The sequence below is a fragment of the Aeromonas genomosp. paramedia genome (assembly GCF_023093515.1).
GTDB lineage: Bacteria > Pseudomonadota > Gammaproteobacteria > Enterobacterales > Aeromonadaceae > Aeromonas.
This window is the reverse complement of the sequence record NZ_JAAROG010000019.1, coordinates 41,283-59,307: the sequence shown is the minus strand read 5'-3', so window position 1 is coordinate 59,307 and position 18,025 is coordinate 41,283. Positions and strand designations below refer to the sequence as shown.

The following is an 18,025-nucleotide window of genomic DNA, read 5'->3' as shown; positions in this document are numbered from 1 at the left end:
CAGCATGGCGAGCAGGAAAAAAGAGGCGCTAGTGTAAAACCGTTCAGAAGCAAAAGAAAATGAGAATGATTCACTTTATTATTGATCTTTGTCGCGAGCTGGGTAAGATGCCGTTCGGTTGATAATGATTCTCAATAAGGACTTTGCAGTGGCGCACAACAACACCCCCTCTCTGATTGCCCTCGCCGTGGCGGCCGGGCTGGTATCCCCTGCTTTCGCCGCAGACAAGAAAACGGATGAAGTCATGGTCGTCAGCGGCTCCCGCATGGAGCAGAAGCTGGAAGACGTCTCCGGCCCCATCGCCGTCATCACCTCGGAGCAGATCGAAGAGCAGGTCGTCAGCAATGTCGCCGATCTGTTCCGTTATGAGCCGGGTGTGAGCGTGCAGGGGGGGGCGGGGGATGCCCAGACCTTCACCATTCGCGGCATGAGCGAGAACCGGGTCAAGGTGGTGCAGGACGGGGTGCGCCAGAACGACGCCTACAAGAATGGCGGTGTGGGCCAGACCTACTTCGACACCGACATGATCAAGCAGGTGGAAGTGGCCAAGGGGCCGGCGTCCGCGGCCTACGGCTCCGATGCCCTGGGGGGCGTCATCGCCATCACCACCAAGGATGCCGGCGACTTCCTCAAGGGGAAGGACAGCTACCTGGACGCGACTACCGGCTATGCCTCCAGCAGCCACCAGAAGATGGCCGGCATCACGGGAGCGCTGCGCAGCGGCGAGTTCGAAAACCTGTTGCGCTACACCTGGCGCGACGGCGGGGTGACCCAGAACTACGACAGCGACAAGGACGAGTTCGACATCGTCAGCCAGGCGGTGCTGCTCAAGAGCAAGTGGAACCTCTCCGATGATCAGTTCCTGAAGCTGACGGTCGACTACTTCACCGAGGGGCAGGATCCGGATGCCATCGATCTGACCAAGGCGGGCTCCGTCTTCAATCAGCCGATCACCGATAAAGACACCGACAACCTCTCCCTGGTGCTGGATCACGGCCTGGCCCTGAACGCCCCCTGGGCGGATCGGGTGGACAGCAAGATTTACTACACCCGCACCAAGCAGACCCTGGATCAGTACGCCTCCTCCAAGTATCCGGTCAACCCGCGCAACCCCTATGTGACCAAGAACTCCCTGGATCACAACGGCTTCGAGCAGGAGAGTCTGGGGGCCCAGGTGAAGTTCAGCAAGGCGCTCGCCAGCCAGCGCCTTGCCTGGGGTGTGGAGTATGAGCACACCGACAACGAGCGTACCCGTTTCAAGGCGCCGACCGTACCGGGCGACTTCGTCGGTTACAGCGAGCTGAGCTTCCCGTCCACTACCAGCGAGCGCAGCGCGCTCTGGGCCTTCGACGAGATCAAGTTTGGCGAGCGCTGGGTGCTGACCCCGGGTGCCCGTTACGACTACTACAAGATGACCCCGGACGAGGATCCCGCCTACACCGGCGAGAACATGCAGAAGATCTCCGAAGGGGAGTTCTCTCCCAAGCTGGGGCTGGTGTTCAAGGCACACGAGGCGGCCAACCTGTTCGCCCAGTACAGCCACGGCTTCAAGGCGCCCATGTATGACAACGCCTTCTCCACCCTGAACCACCAGGCCTACGGCTATCGCATCGAGCCGAACCCTAACCTCAAGCCCGAGAGCAGCGACGGCATCGATCTCGGGGTGCGCGGCAGCAGCGGCGGCTTCAGCTACGAGGTGGCGACCTTCTACAACCAGTTTGACGACTTCATCGAGCTGACCGCCGTGGGGACCGAAGGGCGCACCGCCATCTATCAGTACCAGAACCTGGACAAGGCGACCACCAAGGGGGCCGAGGTCAAGGCGGACTACTGGCTGAACGAGCTGGTGAACGTCTGGGGCAACCTGGCCTACATCGAGGGCAAGGACGGCGACGGCAACTACATCAACAGCCTGAGCCCGTTCAACGGCAGCCTTGGGGTGCGTCTGGAGCAGCCGAACTGGAACATCAACACCGCCCTGCGCTTCGCCGACGACATGGACAAGGTGGGCAAGGACGCCAGAGGTAACGACAACATCAAGAGCGCCGGCTGGGGCGTGGTGGATATCTACGCCCAGTTCAAGCCGATGCAGGATCTGCAGCTCAACGTCGGCGTCTTCAACCTGTTTGACAAGGAGTACGTGAGCTACGAGAGCATCACGGGCCTTGCCGCCAGCTCGGACACCAGCAACCAGACCGAGCCGGGTCGCAACCTGAGCGCAAGGGTCAAGTACGTGTTCTGATACTTGCCAGTGACGATGATGAAGGGGCCCTTGGGCCCCTTCTCTGCGTCTGGCGGCCCAAACCGGCCCCAAAAAGAAACCCGCCAGGGGCGGGTGTAAGGATTGCAACACTCATCAGGAAGCGGTGTTATCCAGATAGACAGGGGGATGTGACAAAGGTTCAACTTTATTGATATTTATCGTTTTTATCTCCCCCTTGCCCCTGGGGATCCCCGCGCCAAAATCGGTTATCATTTGTGCCCCTTGTCCCGCTGCCGAGCCCCTATGCCCGCCTTCTCCTGGTTAGCCCTGTTCTTTGGCGCCTTCTACTTCGTCTACGGCGCCTATCTGCCGTTCTGGTCCCTGTGGCTCGAGGGCATAGGGGTGAGCGCCGAGCAGATAGGCTTGCTGCTGGGGGTCGGCATGGCCATCCGTTTTGCCGGCAACCTGATGGTGATGGGACGGGTCAAGGGGGCCGGTCAGTTGTTGCCCGTCACCCGGCTGCTCTGCCTGCTGAGCCTGCTGGCGTTTCTGGGCTTCTACCTCAGCCACAGCCTCTGGTGGCTGGTGCTGCTGACCCTGGTGGCGAACTTCATCTACCCGACCCTGATGCCCATGGGGGAGGCGCTCGCCACCCGCATGGTGGTGCAGACGCACCTCGACTATGGCAAGGTGAGGCTGTGCGGCTCCTTCGCCTTTATCGCCGCCTCCACCCTGGTGGGGGCTCTGGTGAGCAACTTCGGCAGCGACTGGGTGCTGCACACCATGGTGGCGGGACTGCTGGCCATGCTGGCGCTGAGCGCGCTGCCGCTGCGGCCGCAGCCCCAGGAGCTCAAGGGGGAGCGGGCCCGGGCTTCCCTGCTCGTCACCCTCAAGTCAGCGCCGGTGCGCCGCTTCCTGCTCATTACCGCCCTGCTACAGGGCAGCCATGCCGCCTACTACGGCTTCAGCGCCATGTACTGGAAGGGGGCGGGTTACAGCGGCACCCTGATCGGCTACCTGTGGGCCCTGGGGGTGGTGGCGGAGATCGCCATGTTTGCCGCGGACAAGCGCTTCTTTCACCGCTTCGGGGCCCAGACCCTGTTTCTGGTGGGGGCCGTCGGCTGCGTGGTGCGCTGGGTGTTGCTCGGCGCCTCTACCGAGCTGGCGGTGCTGGTGCTGGGTCAGCTGCTGCACGGGGTCACCTTCTGCATCAGCCACCTCGGCGCCGTGCGCTTCATGACCCGCCAGCTGCCCGCCGAGCAGCAGATCCCCACCCAGGCGCTCTATGCGGCGCTCGGCCTCGGCATGACGGTGGCGGCCCTGATGGCGATCTGCGGTGTGCTGTTCGAGCCGCTCGGTGGGGGCATCTTCTTCATCATGGTGCTGGTGGTGCTGCCGGTCTTCGTCCTGCGGCTGCGCGGGGAGCATGAGGGCGCCGCCGCCTGAGCGGGCACACTCAATGACGGTTGCCCGTCGGCACGCTGAGCCGGCGCGGCGCTCAACACATCTGAACAAGGGAAGAATGTAGATGCACCAAGGATGGCTGCTGATCGGGTTGTCGCTCGCCTATCTGGGCTTGCTGTTCCTCATCGCCTATGTGGCGGACAAGAGCAAGCGCCGTCGGCTCAAGGGCCAGCCCCTGCTCTACAGCCTGTCGCTCGCCGTCTATTGCACCTCCTGGACCTTCTTCGGCACAGTGGGGCAGGCGAGCGAATCCCCCTGGTCGCCTGTGCCCATCTATCTTGGCCCCATGCTGGTGTTCCTGTTTGGCTGGCGCCTGCTGGCCCGCCTCATCCTGGTGGCCAAGCGCGAGCACATCACCTCCATCGCCGACTTCATCGCCGCCCGCTATGGCAAGTCCCAGCGTCTGGCCATGGTGATCAGCCTGATCGCCGTCATGGGGATACTTCCCTACCTGGTGCTGCAGCTCAAGGCCATCGTCACCGGGCTGGATCTGCTGATGGCCAACTCGGTGCCGGCGGGGCCCACGGGCAACACGGCCGAGCTGGCCCTCGGCGTCGCCCTGTTGCTGGCCCTGTTCAGCATACTGTTCGGCACCCGCAACCTGGACGCCACCGAGCACCACCGCGGCATGGTGGTCGCCATCGCCTTCGAGTCCGTGGTCAAGCTGCTCGCCTTCATGGCGGTGGGGGGCTTCGCGCTCTGGCTCATCATCGCTAGGCCGAGCGAGGCCCGCACCCTGGTGGCCGGGGACTTTCTCGATGCGGTGGTGGCGGTGTCGCCGGGCAGCCTGCTGGAGCTCGCCATCTATACCCTGGTGGCCATGTGCGCCGTCATCTGCCTGCCGCGCCAGTTCCACGTGACTGTGGTGGAGAACAACCAGGGCCAGGATCTGCACTGGGCGCGCTGGCTGTTCCCGCTCTACCTGTTCCTGATGGGGCTCTTCATCTGGCCGCTGGCGCTGGCGGGCAAGCAGTGGGTGGGGGCCGACATGGCCTCGGACACCTATGTCATCAGCCTGCCCATGTCGCTGGGCTTCGACGGCATGGCGATGCTGGCGTTTCTTGGCGGCACCTCGGCGGCCACCGGCATGGTGATCGTCTGCACCATAGCCCTGGCCATCATGGTCAGCAACGATCTGGTGCTGCCGGTGCTGCTGCGCCGCTTCTGGCAGCAGGGGCGGGATGAGCGGCTGATGCGGCTGCTGCTGCAGGTGCGCCGGGGCGCCATACTGCTGATCCTGCTGGCGGCCTGGGTGCTCTATCTCTGGCTCGGGGATCTCACCAGCCTGTCGCGCATCGGCTACCTGTCGTTCGGCGCCGTGGCCCAGTTCGCCCCGGCCCTGCTGCTCGGCCTCTACTGGCGGCACGGCAACCGCAAGGGGGTCTATCTCGGGCTCGCCCTCGGGGTCAGCCTCTGGTTCGTGACCCTGCTGGCCGAGAGCGGCCTGCTGGCGGGCTCGCCGCTGGAGGCGCTGCTGGCCCCCCCCGACTGGCCCGCCTTTCGCGAGCTGAGCCTGGGGGCCTGGTGCATCTTCCTGAGCCTGTTGCTCAACCTGCTCGGCTACGTGGCGGGATCCCTGCTGTCGCGGGCGGCGGTGAGCGAGCGGCTGCAGGCCGCCAACTTCGTCGGCAAGCCGAGCCGGGATACCACGGCGCTCTACCAGGCGCGGGTCTCGGTCAAGGAGCTGGAGATGCTGGCGGCCCGCTTCGTCGGCTCGAGCCGGGTCAAGCGCGCCTTCGGCCGCTTCGCCGGCGAGCGCGGCGGCACCCTGGCGCCCCAGATGCAGGCGTCGGCCGATCTGATTGCCCACACCGAGCGGTTGCTGGCGGGGGTATTTGGCACCTCGTCCGCCCGGCTGGTGCTGGCCTCTGCCCTGCAGGGGCGCAACATGCAGCTCGAGGAGATAGCCACCATAGTGGACGAGGCCTCGGACGTGTTCCGCTTCAACCGCGGCCTGCTGCAGGGTGCCATAGAGCACATGGGGCAGGGGATCTCTGTGGTGGACAGGGAGCTCAAGCTGGTGGCCTGGAACCGGCGCTACATAGAGCTGTTCCACTATCCGCACGGGCTCATCCAGGTGGGGCGATCCATCGAGGAGATCATCCGCTACAACGCCGGGCAGGGGCTCTGCGGCCCAGGGGACATAGAGGCCCAGGTGGCGCGCCGGGTCGCCTTCATGAAGCGGGGCAGCCCCCATGTCTCGGCGCGGGAGCGACCGGACGGCCGGGTGATAGAGATGCAGGGCAATCCCATGCCGGCGGGGGGCTTCGTGATGACCTTCACCGACATCACCCCCTTCCGGGCGGCGGAGCGGGTGCTGCGGGAAGCGAACGAGCACCTGGAGGCGAGGGTGGCCGAGCGTACCCACGAACTCTCCGAGCTCAACCGCCAGCTGCTGCTGGTGAACCAGCAGGTGGAGCGGGCGAACCACTCCAAGAGCCGCTTCCTGGCGGCGGTGAGCCACGATCTGACCCAGCCGCTGAACGCGGCCAAGCTGTTTACCTCCTCCCTGCTGGAGATGCTGCCGCAGGGAGGGGAGCAGGCGGCGGAGCAGGTCCGCATCGCCCGCCACATCGACGATGCCCTAGGGGCGACCGAGGATCTCATCACGGATCTGCTGGACATCTCGCGCCTCGAGGCGGGCAAGTTCAAGGCGAAGAAGCTCGATTTCGCCCTGAGCGACGTGCTGGGCAACCTCAAGGCGGAGTTCGGGGTGCTGGCCCAGGCGGGAGAGATCCAGTTCTCCGTGGTGGAGAGCCGCCTCGCGGTCTACAGCGACGTGCGCCTGCTGCGCCGGGTGTTGCAGAACTTCCTCACCAATGCGTTCCGTTACAACCCGGGCGGCCGGGTGCTGCTCGGCTGCCGCCGCCTGGGGGACAAGGTGCGCGTCGAGGTGTGGGACAATGGCCCCGGCATTCCGCTGGACAAGCAGGAGGCGATCTTCGACGAGTTCTCCCGCCTCGATCACTCCCGCACCGCCAGGGAGCAGGGACTTGGCCTCGGGCTCGCCATCGCCCGCGGCATCTCCCAGGTGCTGGGACATCAGCTCTCCCTGCGCAGCTGGCCCGGGGCGGGGTCTGTGTTTTCCATCACCCTCAACCTCGCGACCCGGCCGGTGACGCCGAGCCAGCTGGCGGCCCCCGTGGTGCGGGACAGCCAGCTCGAAGGGATCCGGGTGCTCTGCATCGACAACGAGGAGGACATCCTCATCGCCATGGCCTCCCTGCTGGGACGCTGGGGCTGCGAGGTGCGCTGCGCCCAGAGCCTGGAGCAGGCAGAGGAGATCATAGGGGCCGGTTTCCTGCCCCGGCTGGTGCTCTCCGACTACCACCTGGATGACGGCAAGACCGGGCTGCAGGCGCTGCACATGATCCGGCTGGCCCATGGCAACGACATAGGCGGCATCATCATCAGCGCGGATCGCAAGAGCGAGCTGCAGACCCAGATCCGCGAGCACGGCTTTGGCTACGTCAGCAAGCCGGTCAAACCCCTCAAGCTGCGGGCGCTGATGAACAGCCTGCTGCTGCCAATACAGTGACAGCCTTCACACAATCAAGCATTGTTTGGCAAGTTCGGGAGCTGTCATCAGGCGCCAGCATCACCGATGTTGGCGCCAGCTTGCCGGCATGTTCGCGAACAATCTGGAAAATGAGTCCTATTCGCTGTCATTTTTACTAGGTAGCGCCGCCTCCGACTCCCTCCTATAGTCATTCGGCGATTATTTTTGTCGCAAATCAAGTTGTGCAAAAAGGCAAACCGGACGAAAGTCCGGGACGCAAAGCCTCCGGTCTAAGGGTCAAAGTACCTAGGATAGCGGGGTCACCACAGGTTGTATCGTCCATGGGCCAAGCCATGGTGGCGATGATGTCTGCGTTACCTGGCAGGTTGCGTTGCCTTTTTCGTTGTTAATTCCAATAACGAAATAAGGAAGTTCAAATATGTTAAGTCCAAAACTTTCCCTGCTGGCGCTCCTGGTCGGGGGATTCTGTGCTACCTCCGCCTTCGCCGCTGCCCCGGGCAAACCCACCATAGGCTCGGGCCCCACCAAGTTCGCCATCGTCGAAGTCAATCAATCCGCCTCGGCCTACAACCAGCTGGTGACAGTCCACAAGGATGGCGCCCCGGTCAGCGTGACCTGGAACCTCTGGTCCGGTGACGTCGGTCAGACCGCCAAGGTGCTGCTCGATGGCCAGGAGGTGTGGTCAGGCCCCGCTTCCGCCGCGGGTACCGCCAACTTCAAGGTGACCAAGGGGGGCCGCTACCAGATGCAGGTGGCCCTGTGCAACGCCGACGGCTGCACCCTCTCCGACAAGAAGGAGCTGATGGTCGCCGATACCGACGGCAGCCACCTGGCGCCGCTCAATGCGCCGCTCAAGGAGAACAACAAGCCCTACGCCAACAAGTCCGGCAAGGTGGTGGGGGCTTATTACGTGGAGTGGGGTGTCTACGGTCGCAAGTTCACCGTGGACAAGATCCCGGCCCAGAACCTGACCCACATTCTCTACGGCTTCACCCCCATCTGTGGCGGCAACGGCATCAACGACAGCCTCAAAGAGATCTCCGGCAGCTTCGAGGCGCTGCAGCGCTCCTGTGCCGGTCGTGAGGACTTCAAGGTCTCCATCCACGATCCCTGGGCGGCGATCCAGATGTCCCAGGGCAACCTCAGTGCCTGGGATGAACCCTACAAGGGCAACTTCGGCAACCTGATGGCCCTCAAGCAGGCCCATCCTGACCTCAAGATACTGCCGTCGGTCGGGGGCTGGACCCTTTCCGACCCCTTCTACTTCCTGGGGGACAAGAGCAAGCGCGACACCTTCGTCGCCTCGGTCAAGGAGTTCCTGCAGACCTGGAAATTCTTCGACGGGGTGGACATCGACTGGGAGTTCCCGGGTGGCCAGGGTGCCAACCCCAGCCTGGGCGGTCCGAACGATGGTGCCACCTATGTGGTGCTGATGCAGGAGCTGCGCGCCATGCTCGACGAGCTGGAAGCCGAGACCGGCCGCCAGTATGAGCTCACCTCGGCCATCAGCGCCGGCGGTGACAAGATTGCCAAGGTCGATTATCAGGCTGCCCAGCAGTACATGGACCACATCTTCCTGATGAGCTACGACTTCAGCGGCGCCTTCGACCTGCAGAATCTGGCCCACCAGACCAACCTCTTTGCCTCAAGCTGGGATCCGGCCACCAAGTACACCACCGACAAGGGCGTCAAGGCGCTGCTGGGTCAGGGGGTGACACCGGGCAAGATAGTGGTGGGGGCGGCCATGTATGGCCGTGGCTGGACCGGGGTGAAGAACTACCAGGCCGGCAATCCCTTCACCGGCACCGCGACCGGGCCGGTCAGCGGCACCTGGGAAAACGGCGTGGTGGATTATCGCGACATCGTCAACAACCGCATGGGCGCAGGCTGGGAGCAGGGCTATGACGAGTCGGCCGAGGCCCCCTATGTGTTCAAGGCCAGCAGCGGCGATCTCATCAGCTTCGACAACGATCGCTCGGTCAAGGCCAAGGGGCAGTACGTGCTGGCGAACCAGCTCGGCGGCTTGTTCGCCTGGGAGATAGACGCGGACAACGGCGACATCCTCAACGCCATGCACGAGGGACTGGGCCACGGCGAGGGTAGTCTGCCGCCGGTCAACAAGCCGCCGGTGGCCAATGCCGGCAGCGATCTGAGCGTCACAGGCCCGGCCGAGGTGACCCTCAACGGCAGCGCCTCCCACGATCCGGAAAGCGGCGCGCTGACCTACAGCTGGAAGCAGGTCTCCGGGCCCCAGGCCAGCCTGCTGGATGCCACCCAGGCCAAGGCCCGGGTGGTGCTGGACGCCGCCACTACCGACATCAATCTGGTGTTCGAGCTGACTGTGACCGACGATCACAACCTCAGTGCCAAGGATCAGGTGGTGGTGACCAACAAGGCGCCGCAGCCGAACCTGCCCCCCGTGGTCAGCGTACCGGCCAGTGCCACCGTCGAGTCCGGCAAGCAGGTGACCATCAAGGCCACGGCGTCCGATCCGAACGGTGATGCCCTGAGCTACCAGTGGAGCCTGCCAGCGGGGCTCACCGCCACCGGTCAGGACAGCGCGACCCTGGTGGTCACGGGCCCGAACGTCACCAGCGACACTGTCTATGACCTGAGTCTGGTGGTGACCGACGGGGCGCTGGATGCCAGTGCCGGCACCCGCCTGACCGTCAAGCCAGCCAGTACAGGTGGCGGCTGTGAGGCAACCGATCCGGATGCGGCCAACTGGCCAGCCTGGAGTGCCAGCACCGTCTACAACACCAATGACAAGGTGAGCCACAACCAGCTGGTGTGGCAGGCCAAGTACTGGACCCAGGGCAACGAGCCAAGCCAGAGCGCCGATCAGTGGAAGCTGGTGAGCCAGGTGCAGCTCGGCTGGAATGCCTCAGTGGCCTACAACGCCGGTGATCTCACCAACCACAACGGTCGCAAGTGGAAGGCCCAGTACTGGACCAAGGGCGATGAGCCCGGCAAGGCCGCCGTCTGGGTGGATCAGGGGGCTGCCAGCTGCAACTGATGGTCATAAGGAGTGGGGCCTTGGCCCCACTCCTTTTTCCTGTGGCGCTTTGCGGGCTGACCTCGGCCTGGGGCGGATAAACCGCCAGCCATGGCCATCGGCGCCAGTCTTTGCTAGGGAATTAATCATTTCACCCGAAGTTGAAAAAAATATTTTCATCTTGAAAACGCTTTCAATGGAGTGAGTTGGATGGTTGACATCCGCTCTCACGCCGAGCTTAACCCTGCCTTCAGGGATATTTCCTGATAGAACACCAAGTCAGGATCCCGCTCTGCCATTTGCAGTGACTGCGGCTATGGAGAATAATCGCGGCGCACTACTGATTAATTTGTGTATAAGGGCAAACCGGTTGAAAGGCCGGGACGCAAAGCTTCCGGTCTAAGGATCCATGATCTAGGACAGCGGGGCCGCCACAGGTCGTATCGATCCTCTGCCAAGGGGAGATCTTGCACCATCTGCTGGTTACGTCGTCCTTATCGTATTGACTAATAACGAAAAAGGATTATTCGCCATGCAAAGTCCACCCCTTCTTACTGCCGACCTGTCTGGTTGGCTCCCTGCTTGCCTTCCCCCTTCGTGTCACCGCGCCAGGCAAACCCCGCCTAGGCTGGGGTGAAACCAACTTCGCCATCACCGGGCTCAACCCGCCCGCTCACGCCCTGCCGCTCAGGGTGAGCGCCGTCAGTGGCGGCAGGAGAAGAGGGTCGAACCCTGTGCTCATGTCAACTCAATAACAACGATGTGCCTGCCACCGACGCAGGCGCCAAAAATAGGGACATCACGGAATGCAGATGAAAAAAAACAAGGTAAATCTGGCGATGCAGGGGGGCATGCTCGCCCTGCTGGCCGCAGGGGCGGTGCCGCAGACGCTGGCCCAGCAGAGCAGTACCACCGGGGAGTTTCGCAAGGACAACAGTGAGCCCAGGATTTACAGTCAGGAGGGCATGGTCAACAACTTTGCCCAGCAGTTGCCGCTCGGCGCGACCTTTGCCCCCTTGCTGACGGCCTGGGACGTGGAGGATGGGGACATCACAGCCCGCCTCACTCAGGTGAGCGGGGTCAATACCCAGGTACCGGGCAGCTATGTGGCCCAGTACCAGGTCAAGGACGATGGCCTGCCTGACGTGGATGGCTTCAAGGGCTGGGTCGGCAGCACCGTCACCTTCTCGCTGCCGGTGACAGTCTACGATCCGGCCGAGGGGATCCCGGCGCGGGCCATCCCTTTTGGCGAGCTATGGGATGAGGGCACCGTCGTCCAGACCAACCTCTACCTGCCCATCGGCGGATCCCTGAGCCGCGACTTTCGTGTCGAGGCCGGGGAGCTGCCTCTCATCGGCGACGAGCTCACTCTCACCGCCTTCCGGCTGCAAGAGGGTCACTGGGGCGGCAACAACCGCCAGTTCGCCATTCTGGTGATCGACAATGAGGATGACATAGTCGTCTATGACGGCGCCGCCACTTTCAGCGGTGGTCGCATGATCCCAGCCACCCCAGTCACCATAAAGAAGGCGCGGGACTACAGCTTCACTCTGCGCTATCTGGCAGGGGCCGACCAACAAGGGTTTCGCAAGAACGAGGCAGGCCAGCTCTGGCTGGTAGCCGAGGGAGAACAGCGCCAGTCACTCTATCCCTATGCCCAGGTACTGCCGGACCCCGCTAACAAGCTGGCCTACGATCCCGGCCTGAGCCGCCCGCTCAAGGAGAAGCTGCTGAGCAGCGCAGGGGGCGAGGAGGTGCTCCATGTCCGCAAGCTGGCCGGTGGCGAGACGCTCAGTTATGCCATCGCCGACCCGGCATTGGCGACTCTCCAGGTACTACCGGCGCAAGGTCAGGATCGGCTGGTGCTCTCCGGCCTCGCCCAGGGGGAGACCAACCTGGAGATCCGTGCCGGCGGCGAGCTGGTGGATCTCGTTCGCCTGATAGTCACTGTGCCCAAGGAGCTGAGCCTCTCCTACAGCTACATCGCCTTCCCCGGCGAGACCAAGACTCACCTGTGGGATGACGGTGCCCTGATCCAGAACGAGATAGCCCGCCGCTACGCCCCCTACAACCTCAGCCTGAAGTGGGTGGACAACGGGGTGTTGGTGCACGAGTGGGACAAGGATGGCGATGGCGAGTCCTACGAGGCGGATCGCGCTGAGCGGGAGGCCCCCTTCGATGAGGGTTGGATCCCGGATCGGGAACAGGTTTTCTCCAACCTCTATGTACTCCGCGCCTACAAGGATCCAGCGCGGGCTTGCTCCGGTTCGGGCGGCGGCTCTTCCACCGGCATGGGGGCACTGGACGCACCGCCCCGCGAAGGACACCGCGCGGCCTGCCCTGGCAACGCCACCGAGTTTGGCCAGGCGATGACCCTGGCACATGAGCTGGGCCACAACCTGGGTCTGTGGCACATGAGTAACACAGACACCAACGGCAGCGGCAACCTCATGTATGTCGGCCGCAAGGAAGGGGTCTTCTTCGCCCCCCAGTGGCGCACCATGCACCAGACCCTTGAGGCCAGAATAGCGGCCGGTGATGCGGGGGTCAGCGAGGCGAGTGGCGAGCCTGAGTCGCCTCCGCCAGCTACCAACCAGCCCCCCCTGGCCAATGCCGGTGGCGATATGCGTACCACTGGCCCGGCCGAGCTGGTGCTCGACGGTGCCGATTCCCGGGATCCGGAGAACGGTGCCCTGCGCTACCAATGGCGCCAGGTCGGCGGTCCGCAGGCTTCCCTGAGGGATGCGGAGCAGGCACGAGCCAGGCTGAGTCTGGGCACGGTCGCCCAGGATACCCAGCTGACGTTCGAGCTCACCGTCACCGATGAGCAGGGGTTGGCAGGCGTGGACCGCGTGGTGGTGACCCACCAGGCACCACCGCCCAACCAGCCACCCGTGCTGACCGCGCTGGCTCCCGCCTCGGTGCCGTCGGGCATGCAGGTGAGCTTCACCGCCAGCGCCACCGACCCCGATGGGGATGCGCTCAGCTACCAGTGGACGGTGCCGGCCGGCCTGACCGCCAGCGGCCAGAGCAGCAAGACCCTGGTGGTGACAGGCCCCAACGTGGTGGCCAGCACGGATTACGATCTGACTGTCACCGTGACCGATGGCGCCCAGAATGCCCAGGGCCAGACCCGGCTCACCGTCACCCCGGCAAGCGGTGGTGAATGCAGTGCCACCGATCCGGACGCGGCCTACTGGCCGGCCTGGAGCGCCAGCACCGTCTACAACACCGATACCAAAGTGAGCCACCACCAGCTGGTCTGGCAGGCCAGGTACTGGAACCAGGGCAACGAGCCGAGCCAGACGGCGGATCAGTGGAAGCTGGTGAGCCAGGTACAGCTCGGCTGGCATGCCGCCGTGGCCTACAGCGCCGGTGAGCTCGCCAACCACAAGGGACGCAAGTGGCAGGCCCGCTACTGGACCAAGGGCAACGAGCCCGGCAAGCACGATGTCTGGCTGGATCAGGGGGCCGCCAGCTGCAACCTATGACCATCAGGAAGGGGGCCCCGGGGCCCCATTCCTTTTTCCATTCCTGTTTCAGCCTGCGGTGATGCCGCTGTGCGGCAACCAGAACCGAGGCTCAGGTCGGGTGGTAGTACCTGGCCCCCGACGCCCATTTTGTAATGATTCCTGCAACAGGGCATGTGGACATGCCCACCACAACGAGAACCATAACAATGACAAAAACACAGTTAGCCAGCCTCATCATGGCCGCTCTGGCGAGCGGCCCCCTGTTGGCTGCCGTTCAGGCACCCACCTCCTTGCCCTTCAATACCCAGCCACCGACCAACGATCTGCAAGGATCCCTGGCGGCGCAGGTTCAATTCGCCCAGAGCCAGATCCTGCCAGCCCATGTCGCCGAAGGGGACAGCCAGCCCAGGCTGACCGCCCTGCGCAAGAGCCTGCTGCTGGTCAGGCCGCTGCAAGCCGAGACCGGCGTGCCCATGACGGTGACGGCGCGAGATGGCGCCGGGCAGACCCTCGGGACGCTTAGCCTCAACCCGCCCGAGCAGCTGCCGAAGACGGCTTATTACCTCGATGGTTCGCCGGAAGAGGGGGTCGACTTCACCCCGGCGGCGGGAACCATCAATGTCATCAGCAGCAGTGCCGAGCTGGCCCGGCTGGATGATGCCACGGCGAGCTTGCTGCGGGATCGCCTGGGACAGCATGCCCTGGTGGAGGTGAAGACCGCCGATGGCCGATGGGTCAGGGATATCTATCTGCCGGAGGGGGCCGCACTGGAAGGCAAGATGGTGCGTGCGAGTTCCAATGCCGGTTACAACTCGACGGTGCGCTACAGCGGCCGCCAGGTGACGCTCTCCCGCGGTCAGACCCTGCAGTTCAAGTTCGTCGGGGGTCAGTGGATCCGTGACGGGGAGCTCGAGAACAACGGCATCCGCTATGCGACCGACGCCTGGAGCGTGGTGCTGCCGGCGGAGTGGATCCGGCCAGGCCTGAGTCTGCAGTTCAATCAGGGAAGCCTCGGCGGCGAGCTCACGGATCTCGCCATCGGTGCCCCGAGCGAGCTGCTTATCCACACCATAGATCTTGGCATGCTGACCACCCCCCGGGATCAGTTTGCCTTCGCCAGGGATCCCGAAGCCCATCGCGAGTACTTCCAGACGGTGCCGACCAGCCGGCTGATCGTCAGCCAGTATGCTCCCCTGTCGCTGCCGGAGGTGATGCTGCCAAACGGTACCCTGCTCACCGACTTCGATCCCGGCCAGGGGGGCTGGCACGAGGGCACCATGCGCCAGCGCATCGGCAAGGAGCTGATCTCCCACGGGATAGACAATGCGAACTATGGCATCAACAGCACGGCCGGCGAGGGGGAGAGCAGCCATCCCTATGTGGTGGCCCAGCTGGCGGCCCATAACAGCCGTGGCAAGTACGCCAACGGCATCCAGGTGCACGGCGGGTCGGGCGGGGGCGGCATCGTCACCCTCGACAGCTCCCTTGGCAACGAGTTCAGCCACGAGGTGGGCCACAACTATGGTCTCGGCCACTATGTCGGCGGCTTCCAGGGCTCGGTGCACCGCAGCGCCGAGGCGGTCAATTCGAGCTGGGGCTGGGACGGGGATCGCAATCGCTTCATTCCCAACTTCGGCGCCGCCCGCAGCGGCCAGAGCGCCTGTCTCGACGGTCAGTGCCAGGCGCCTTTCGAGGGCCACCCGTTCGGTTTCGATGCCATGGCGGGTGGCTCGCCCTTCTCCGGCTTCAACCGCTTCACCCTCTACACCCCGAACTCGGCCGCCATCATCCAGCGCTTCCTCGAGAGCAAGGCGGTGTTCGATGCCGCTTCCCCGACCGGATTCAGCAAGTGGGATGCCGCCACCGCCACCATGGTGCCCTACCAGCACAGGGTGGAGCAGCTGGAGCAGATAAATGCGCCCATCAAGGATCTGGGCGAGGCGACGCTGGCGGCCCTGCTGGCGGAGTATGATCTGGTCAAGGTAGCCATGTGGGACGGCAACTGGACGCGCAACATCCAGGCGCCCCCTGCCGGAGCCGGGAATGCGGGGCGCATTCTGACCGTGGAGCACGGTGCCGGCTACAACAGCATCCTCTTCATCAACGGCCAGCAGATCACCGTCTCCCGTGGTTTCAAGAAGAGCTACACCTCGGACGGCAGCCGCTGGCACGAAGGACCTGTGGTGGATACTCGGGCGGCACGCAAGCCGCAGGTATTCGGGGTGCCGGTGACGACCCTGGTGGGCTATTACGATCCTCGCGGGCTGTTGCCGAGCTACCTCTATCCGGCCCTGCACGGTGCTTACGGCTTCGGCTATGGGGATGACGGCGAGCGGATCGGGGCGGGGGATTGCCAGCTGCAGGTGGAGACCCGGGAGGGCTTGCTGCACTTCCGGCTGGCCAATCACCGGCTCAATGCCGGCGTGATGAACAAGTTCCATGTCAATGTGCCCACGGCCAGCGAGCCACGGGGCGCCGCCGTGATCTGCGCCGCCGGGACCCAGGTTCAGAGGGCCATCTCGGCGCCGGCAGTGGATCTCTCCTTCACCGTCAACGGGCGCCCGCTCGAGTAAGGGGGGCGCGCCTTCATTGCCGGGGGAGAGGACATCGCCATTGGCGAAGAAGCAAAAAAAAAGGCCCGTATGGGCCTTTTTTTCATGGAAATCAGAGGGGTTTTTGCCACAGGCTCAACAGCAGATCCTGTTCAAGCTCGTCCGGCCCCTGGTGGGTGAAGGCGTGACGCTGCTCACCGCCGGCACGCCAGCCGAGGCGACTGGTTTCCAGCACATGGGCGCGCAGAGCCTGATCCATGGTCATGGAGAACTGGCAGCGTTGCCGCTCAACGGGGACTAGCCCGGCCAGGGCTGGCCAGCTGAGGGGGTGCTCCATGCTCACCGGGTTGAGGCTGACCCTCAGCTGCCACTGGTGGCGCGGGCCGGGTTGCAGGTGGAGCAGGTAGCCGCCCGGGGTCAGCAGGCTGACCAGCAGCTCTGTCTTGATCTTGAGGTCGTTGACCAGCAGCACCTGGGCGGAGCCGGTCAGCAGCGGTGCCTTGGCCGGATCGGCGATGACGAAATGGCCGTCGGGTTGTGCCTTGTTGGCGGCGAAGATGGCGTTCTTGGCCAGATCGAAGCCGCCAAATTGCCAGCCCGGCAGGCGTTCTGCCAGGGCGCGGCAGTAGTACCCCTCACCACAGCCGAGGTGGATCAGCTCGCGCTCGCCGAGTGGCGCCAGCAGGGCCGCCATGGCCTCCACCAGGGGCAGCTGGTGTCCCTGCTCCAGGAAACGGCGCTTGGCACGCAGCAGGGCCCGGCTGTCGCTGTCCTTGGGATCCTTCTTGCCCGGGATGAGATCCAGATAACCTTCCGGGGCCGGATCGAAATGGTGCTTGTTGTCGCAATAGACCCCGCGGGAGGCTTCATGAAGATGCAGGGGGCTGCGGCACAGGGGACATTGAAGATGCATACACACTCGCTTGGTTGAGGCCGGGGAAGGGCGTGCGGGATTATAGGGGAGGAGATCAGAAAAGGCTGCCGTGGCAGCCTTTTTTATCCAACGGCCCTGTGCTGAGCCGTCGGGGAACCCGGTCAGCGGGTGCCAAACACCACTATGGTCTTGCCGTGGGCCGAGATGAGCTCCTGCTCTTCCAGCATCTTGAGGATGCGGCCGACGGTTTCGCGGGAGCAGCCGACGATCTGGCCTATCTCCTGGCGGGTGATCTTGATCTGCATGCCATCCGGATGGGTCATGGCGTCCGGCTGCTTGGCCAGGTTCAGCAGGGTCTGGGCAATCCGGCCGGTCACGTCCAGGAAGGCGAGGTTGCCGACCTTCTGGCTGGTGTGCTGCAGGCGCTTGGCCATCTGGCCGGAGAGGCGCAGCAAGATGTCCGGGTTGACCTGGATCAGCTGGCGGAACTTCTTGTAGGAGATCTCGGCGACTTCACAGGCGCCTTTGGCACGTACCCAGGCGGAACGCTCCGGATTCTCGTTCTCTTCGAACATCCCCATCTCGCCCAGGAAATCCCCCTGATTCAGGTAGGAGAGGATCATCTCCTTGCCCTCGTCATCCTTGATCAGGACGGCGACTGTACCCTTGACGATGTAGTAGAGGGTTTCCGCTTTTTCACCGGCGTGAATAAGGGTGCTCTTGGCGGGATACTTATGAATGTGGCAATGCGACAAGAACCACTCCAGGGTGGGATCGCTTTGCGGTTTGCCAATGATCATGAGACTTCCTCTGTAGTGTCATTTTTATGGACTGTGCGTCCAGGCAAGTTGCCAAGCTTGCCATTCCTTAGTCTTTGGTCGCAGTAGAATAAGAGCCTTTGTCTGTGCTGACAAGGCTTTGGGACTTTGGTGTCCATCTGTGTG

Annotated in this window: 8 protein-coding genes and 2 riboswitches; of the genes, 6 read left to right on the top strand and 2 right to left on the bottom strand. The window is 63.8% G+C overall.

Going from position 1 to position 18,025, the window contains the following annotated elements; all coding sequences use genetic code 11:
• Window positions 1-148 precede the first annotated feature (148 nt).
• From HB860_RS15020 to HB860_RS14995, 6 genes are all read left to right on the top strand, one after another.
• A complete protein-coding gene (locus HB860_RS15020) occupies window positions 149-2,242 on the top strand; it encodes a TonB-dependent hemoglobin/transferrin/lactoferrin family receptor (protein WP_247627172.1) in 2,094 nt (697 codons plus the stop codon).
• Between the two features lie 264 nt (window positions 2,243-2,506).
• Entirely contained in the window at window positions 2,507-3,649 is a 1,143-nt protein-coding gene (locus HB860_RS15015) for a 3-phenylpropionate MFS transporter (RefSeq protein WP_247627171.1), read from the top strand.
• Window positions 3,650-3,731: 82 nt separating this feature from the next.
• Window positions 3,732-7,205, top strand: coding sequence for a hybrid sensor histidine kinase/response regulator (locus HB860_RS15010; protein ID WP_247627170.1), 3,474 nt, complete (start codon window positions 3,732-3,734; stop codon window positions 7,203-7,205).
• 202 nt (window positions 7,206-7,407) lie between these two features.
• Window positions 7,408-7,494, top strand: a riboswitch (cyclic di-GMP riboswitch).
• Between the two features lie 111 nt (window positions 7,495-7,605).
• Window positions 7,606-10,203, top strand: a complete 2,598-nt coding sequence (locus HB860_RS15005; RefSeq protein ID WP_247627169.1) for a glycosyl hydrolase family 18 protein — start codon at window positions 7,606-7,608, stop codon at window positions 10,201-10,203.
• A gap of 329 nt (window positions 10,204-10,532) precedes the next feature.
• A riboswitch (cyclic di-GMP riboswitch) is annotated at window positions 10,533-10,618 on the top strand.
• A gap of 376 nt (window positions 10,619-10,994) precedes the next feature.
• Window positions 10,995-13,673, top strand: coding sequence for a PKD domain-containing protein (locus HB860_RS15000; RefSeq protein WP_247627168.1), 2,679 nt, complete (start codon window positions 10,995-10,997; stop codon window positions 13,671-13,673).
• Between the two features lie 188 nt (window positions 13,674-13,861).
• Complete coding sequence (locus tag HB860_RS14995; protein WP_282101237.1) at window positions 13,862-16,228, top strand: M66 family metalloprotease; 2,367 nt, start codon at window positions 13,862-13,864, stop codon at window positions 16,226-16,228.
• Between the two features lie 91 nt (window positions 16,229-16,319).
• On the opposite strand, the gene HB860_RS14990 is transcribed toward HB860_RS14995, so the two are convergent.
• Both HB860_RS14990 and crp read right to left on the bottom strand, forming a co-directional pair.
• Complete coding sequence (locus HB860_RS14990; RefSeq protein ID WP_247627167.1) at window positions 16,320-17,120, bottom strand: putative RNA methyltransferase; 801 nt, start codon at window positions 17,118-17,120, stop codon at window positions 16,320-16,322.
• Between the two features lie 122 nt (window positions 17,121-17,242).
• Window positions 17,243-17,881, bottom strand: coding sequence for a cAMP-activated global transcriptional regulator CRP (gene crp, locus HB860_RS14985; RefSeq protein ID WP_025328082.1), 639 nt, complete (start codon window positions 17,879-17,881; stop codon window positions 17,243-17,245).
• Between the last annotated feature and the right edge of the window lie 144 nt (window positions 17,882-18,025).

Coding starts and splice junctions, on each gene's coding strand:
- HB860_RS15015 (WP_247627171.1), top strand. CDS start 2,507: ATGCCCGCCTTCTCCTGGTTAGCCCTGTTCTTTGGCGCCTTCTACTTC.
- HB860_RS15010 (WP_247627170.1), top strand. CDS start 3,732: ATGCACCAAGGATGGCTGCTGATCGGGTTGTCGCTCGCCTATCTGGGC.
- HB860_RS15005 (WP_247627169.1), top strand. CDS start 7,606: ATGTTAAGTCCAAAACTTTCCCTGCTGGCGCTCCTGGTCGGGGGATTC.
- HB860_RS15000 (WP_247627168.1), top strand. CDS start 10,995: ATGAAAAAAAACAAGGTAAATCTGGCGATGCAGGGGGGCATGCTCGCC.
- HB860_RS14995 (WP_282101237.1), top strand. CDS start 13,862: ATGACAAAAACACAGTTAGCCAGCCTCATCATGGCCGCTCTGGCGAGC.
- HB860_RS14990 (WP_247627167.1), bottom strand. CDS start 17,120: ATGCATCTTCAATGTCCCCTGTGCCGCAGCCCCCTGCATCTTCATGAA.
- crp (WP_025328082.1), bottom strand. CDS start 17,881: ATGATCATTGGCAAACCGCAAAGCGATCCCACCCTGGAGTGGTTCTTG.